Below are 4,733 nucleotides of genomic sequence, written 5' to 3'. Positions count from 1 at the left end.
AGCGCGCAACTGTCACTCGACCGACACGCGCGAGGCGCGGCAGATCCTGGCCGAGCCCGAGCGCCTGACGGATGAACAGCGGTTTGATGCCGGGCAGGTGCTCGGCCGCCGCCAGCCCGAGGGTGCGCGCGCCGACCAGGGCCGGATTGCGGTTGCCGAAGGCGCGTTTGAACAGATCCATCGCGGTGACCATCGCCGCATTGTCGCCGCGCCGCGCGCGTTCGTAGCGGCGCAGGATGTGCAGGCTGCCGAGCGCGCGGCCCTTGGCGCGGGCATGGTCGATGGCGTCGATCAGCGCGGCGACATCGAGGAAACCGAGATTCACGCCCTGTCCGGCCAGCGGATGGATGCCATGCGCGGCATCGCCGACCAACGCCACGTGCGGGCGCACATACGCGCGCGCATGCTGACGGCTGAGCGGGAAGGCGGCACGCGGGCCAGCGCTCAGGATGGGGCCGAGACGCTTGTCGAAAGCGATCTCGAGTTCGGCGATGAAGCCGGCATCGTCGAGCGCCAGCAACTGCTCGGCACGTGCCTCGTCGGCCGACCAGACGATCGAGCAGCGGCCATCGGCGAGCGGCAGGAAGGCCAGCGGTCCGCTCGGCAGGAAGCGCTGCCAGGCGGTCTCGCGATGCCAGTGCGCGACCTCGACATTGGCGACGATGGCACGCTGCGCGTAATCGGCCGCGTCCAAGCCGATGCCGAGCGTCTCGCGCACGAAGGAGGCGCGGCCATCGGCGCCGACGACCAGGTCGGCCGCGAGTTGGCGCTGATCGGCGAGCCGCAGTCGCGCCCGCTGATCATCGATCTCGAGCGCGCTCAGCGCGGCCGGGGAGAGCCGTTCGATCCGCGCCGCGCGGCCCGATGCCGCCTGGTCCGGCACCGCCTGGTCCGGCACCGACTGGTCCGATGCCGAGCGGCCCGAGCCCGCCTGGTCCGATGCCGCGCGGCCCGACGCCGAATCGCTCAATGCCTCCAGCCGCTCCCAGAGCGCCAGCCGGGTGACGCGATTCTCGACGATATGCCCAAGATCCGGCTCGCCGAGATCGGCCGAATCGAAATGGATTTCGGCGCCGCCGACCGCGTCCCAGACCCGCATCTCGCGGTAGGGGCTGACACCCAACTCGACCATCCGCGGCCAGGCACCGATGCGCTCAAGGACGCGCTGGCTGGCGCGGCTCAATGCCGAGACGCGCAGATCGACCTGTCCCGCCGGCCAGGTGCGCTGGGGCGGTTGGCCGTCGATCAACGCCAGCGACAAACCGCGCTCGGCGCAGGCACAGGCGAGGGCGGCGCCGACCATGCCGCCGCCGACGATGGCGATGTCGAAGTGCCCAAGAGGGTGGGGGTCTGTCTCTGGCATCGGTGGGTTCCTCATCGGGGTTGCGTCGTCGCTGCCGGCGCGGGCGGCAGCGCGCTCTCGGCCGGCAGCCCGCGGGTGAGTCGAGGCTGACGCCCGCTCAGCCCCATGAAGCGGCGCGCGAGCTGATGCCGCGCCATCGGCACCAAATCCAAGCCCAGCAATCCCAGGTTGCGCCCGGCGCGCACCGGGCCCCAGGGGTTGACGAACAGCCGCGCCAAGCCGTCGGTGAGCCCGGCGATCAGCGCATGGTCGGGCGCGCGTCGGCGTCGGTAGGGACCGAGCACCGCAGGTCCGCCGAGATCCTTCGCCGTGCGCTGCGCATCGACCAGCAGATCGGCCAGCTCGGCGACATCGCGCAGACCGAGGTTGAAGCCCTGCCCGGCCACCGGATGCAGCGTGTGCGCGGCGTTGCCGATCAGCAACAGCCGCTCGCGCGTGAGTTGCCGGGCGAGCATCAGCCGCAGCGGATAGGCATGGCGCCGGCTCGGGCGCGTCAGCTCGCCGAGGCGGTTGCCGAAGCGCGTTTGCAAGGCCGCGCTGAAGGCCTCGTCGGAGAGATTCAGGATGTCGGCGGTTTCGTGACGGGGCGCGGTCCAGACCACGCCATAGCGGCCCTCGGTCATCGGCAGCAAGGCCAGCGGGCCGCTGTCGGTGAAGCGCTCGAAGGCGGTGCCGGGGCGAGTGGCGGTCGGGATGCGCTGCGGGGTGACGGTGGCGACGATGGCGTCATGGCCATAGTCGCGCGCGCGCGTCTTGAGCCCGAGGCGTTTGCGCACCGCCGATTCGCCGCCGTCGGCGGCCACCAGCAGCGCCGCCGTCAGGAGGCGCGACGCGCCGGCCACCGCCACCTCCAGATGCACGCGTTGCTTGGCGATCTGCAGTCCCTGCAAGCGCCCCGGACGCAGCACCTCGATACGCGGCGAGGCGGCCATGCGGGCGCTGAGTGCGGCGCCCATCGCCCGCGCCGACGCGACGTATCCGAGCGCCGGCACGCCTTCGTCCGCGGCCGCGAGATGGGCGAAGCCGCAGTGGCCGCGATCGGAGACATGCACCTGCTGAATCGGCGCCGCGGCGGGCGCGATCGCCGACCACAGCCCCATGCCTTCGAAGATGCGAGCGCTGCCGAGGGAGAGCGCGATGACGCGCTCGTCATAGCTCGGGTGCGCGGGGGTATCGGCGGCGGTCGCCTCGACCACCGTGATGCGCAGCCCGGTCTCGGCGAGCGCGACGGCAAGGCTGGCGCCGACCAGACCGCCGCCGATGATGACCAGATCAGTGTCGTGCATGGGAACGTCTCGGACCTCGCTGTGACTTCCGATTGGGTTTGCATCCTACGCCAAGGCCATCCGCGTCTCGGCTGCAATCCGTGCATCGGCGGACGGCTTTGGCAATGCCCTGCGGGCGCGGATGGGACCAGCATCCCCCCGCGCGCCTCAGGTGTCGGCGCCAGGGGTATTGGCCGCCATCAGCGCCTCGATCGCATCCGGGTCCTTGGGCACGCCGGCCGAGAGCACCTCGGGCTCGCCGGCGGTGACCAGCACATCGTCCTCGATGCGGATACCGATGCCGCGATACTCGGCTGGCGCCTCGGCATCCGGGGCGATGTAGAGCCCCGGCTCGACGGTGAGCACCATGCCGGGCTCGAAGCGGCGCCATTGGCCATCCTGCTTGTATTGGCCGACATCGTGGACATCCATGCCCAGCCAATGGCCGGTCTTGTGCATGAAGAACGGCTTGTAGCGCTCGTCCTTGATCAGCTGTTTCAGGTCAGTAGCGACGCCATCGGCGATGCCTTCGCCGGTGATCAGCCCCAGCTCGACCAGCCCCCGGGTCAGCACTTTGAGCGCCGCCTGGTGCGGCTGGTTCCAGCGGTTGCCCGGGCGCACCTTGGCGATCGCCGCCTGCTGCGCGGCCAGCACCAGCTCGTAGAGCCGGCGCTGGGGCACGCTGAAGCGGCCGTTGGCCGGAAAGGTGCGGGTGATGTCGGAGGCATAGCCGTGTAGCTCGCAGCCGGCATCGACCAGCACCAGATCGCCATCGCGCAGCACATCGGCATTCTCGACATAGTGCAGCACGCAGGCATTGGCGCCGCTGCCGACGATCGGCGGATAGGCCTGGAAGCGCGCGCCCTGTTCGGCACAGGCGGCGAGGAAGGTCGCTTCCAACCGCTGCTCCGGGCAGCCGGGCGCGGCGGTTTGCATCAGGCGCTGATGTGCCGCTGCGGAGATGGCGGCGGCGCGACGCATGAGCTTGAGTTCGGACTTGGATTTGATCAGCCGCCGTTCGTGCAGGTAGCGATCGGAGCTGATCAGCTCGCTCGGCGCGCCGATGCCCTTGCGCGCCAGCGCCCGCACCGCGCGCAGCCAGCCCATCACGCGCCGATCGAAGTCGTCGTCGAGTCCGAGCGGATAGACCACTTGGCGCCGGTCGCCGAGGATCTCGGGCAGGCGCTCGTCGAGTTCGCCGATCGGGAAGGCCTGATCGGCGCCGAAGTGTTCGACCGCGCCCTCGACCCCATAGCGGAAGCCATCCCAGACCTCGCGCTCGGGATCGCGCGCGCGGCAAAACAGCACGAAGGCACCGTCCTTGCGCTTGGGCGCGAGGACCGCGACCGCGTCTGGCTCGGGGAAGCCGGTCAGCCAGGTCAGGTCGCTCGACTGGCGATAGGGATGATGGACGTCCCGATTGCGGATCACCTCCGGTGCCGCCGGGACCAGTAGCACGGCCTGATCGCCGAGCGCCTTGAGCAGCGCCTGCCGCCGGCGCCGTAACTCGGCGCCGTTGTAAGGATGCTGCGCCTTCGCGGCGGTCGCTTGCGCGGCGCGGCCGGTTGCCGCTTGGGTGGCTTTTGTCATCGGCTGTGCGTCATCCATGCGGATCGATCCGGGCTGCCTCTCGGTCTTGCGCAGCGGGCAAGGTCTTGGCGAGTTCCTCGCGGATCAGCATCGCGGCAACGCGCAGGAATTCGACGATCTCGGTCAGTGCCTGTTCGTCGGCGTCCTCTTCCGCGACCGATTCCAGATCCAGGCGGGTCAGTTCGACCAGATCGTCAAAGGCCTCGCGCGCCTGTCCCCGCAGGCGGTCGCGCTCCAATCCGCCGAGCACCAGCCCGAACAGCAGCCCCCGTACCCAATCGAGCACGCCATTGGCGCGCTCGTGCAGGGGGCGGTCCTCGCCGGGCAGCAGCAGGTCGAAGCTGGCGGAAGGTGGGGTGATGGACGCCTGGGTCCAAGTCGCGACCTGGTCTAGGGCCGCGCGGCGTGCTTCGGCGACGTCGTCGGCCGTTGCCGATGCGTCTCCTTGGCCGGTCAAGTCCAGCGGCGTGGGAGGGCGATCGGTGGCGTGCTCGTGCCCGTGCCCATGCTCGTGC

Annotated in this window: 4 protein-coding genes; all 4 read right to left on the bottom strand. The window is 70.4% G+C overall.

Annotated elements, in window-relative coordinates; translation table 11 throughout:
- Nucleotides 1-1,363: UbiH/UbiF/VisC/COQ6 family ubiquinone biosynthesis hydroxylase (locus ACLFQI_RS11740; protein ID WP_410759555.1), on the bottom strand; the 1,363-nt coding region annotated here is incomplete at its 3' end.
- Between the two features lie 11 nt (nt 1,364-1,374).
- Nucleotides 1,375-2,649 (bottom strand): 2-octaprenyl-6-methoxyphenyl hydroxylase, encoded by a 1,275-nt coding sequence (ubiH, locus tag ACLFQI_RS11735; RefSeq protein ID WP_410759553.1) that lies wholly within the window; start codon nt 2,647-2,649, stop codon nt 1,375-1,377.
- Between the two features lie 147 nt (nt 2,650-2,796).
- A complete protein-coding gene (locus ACLFQI_RS11730; RefSeq protein ID WP_410759551.1) occupies nt 2,797-4,218 on the bottom strand; it encodes an aminopeptidase P N-terminal domain-containing protein in 1,422 nt (473 codons plus the stop codon).
- Nucleotides 4,219-4,228: 10 nt separating this feature from the next.
- Nucleotides 4,229-4,733 (bottom strand): UPF0149 family protein (locus ACLFQI_RS11725; RefSeq protein WP_410759549.1); only part of this gene is annotated, 505 nt, incomplete at its 5' end.

Origin of the sequence: Halochromatium sp. (genome assembly GCF_046541315.1) — a bacterium.
Classification (GTDB): Bacteria; Pseudomonadota; Gammaproteobacteria; order Chromatiales; family Chromatiaceae; genus Lamprobacter.
The sequence above is the reverse complement of the archived record's forward strand: the minus strand, read 5'-3'. Positions and strand labels throughout refer to the sequence as shown.

Bases quoted from the DNA above. Each gene is read 5' to 3' on its own strand.
- ubiH (WP_410759553.1), bottom strand. From the start codon at position 2,649: ATGCACGACACTGATCTGGTCATCATCGGCGGCGGTCTGGTCGGCGCC.
- ACLFQI_RS11730 (WP_410759551.1), bottom strand. From the start codon at position 4,218: ATGACAAAAGCCACCCAAGCGGCAACCGGCCGCGCCGCGCAAGCGACC.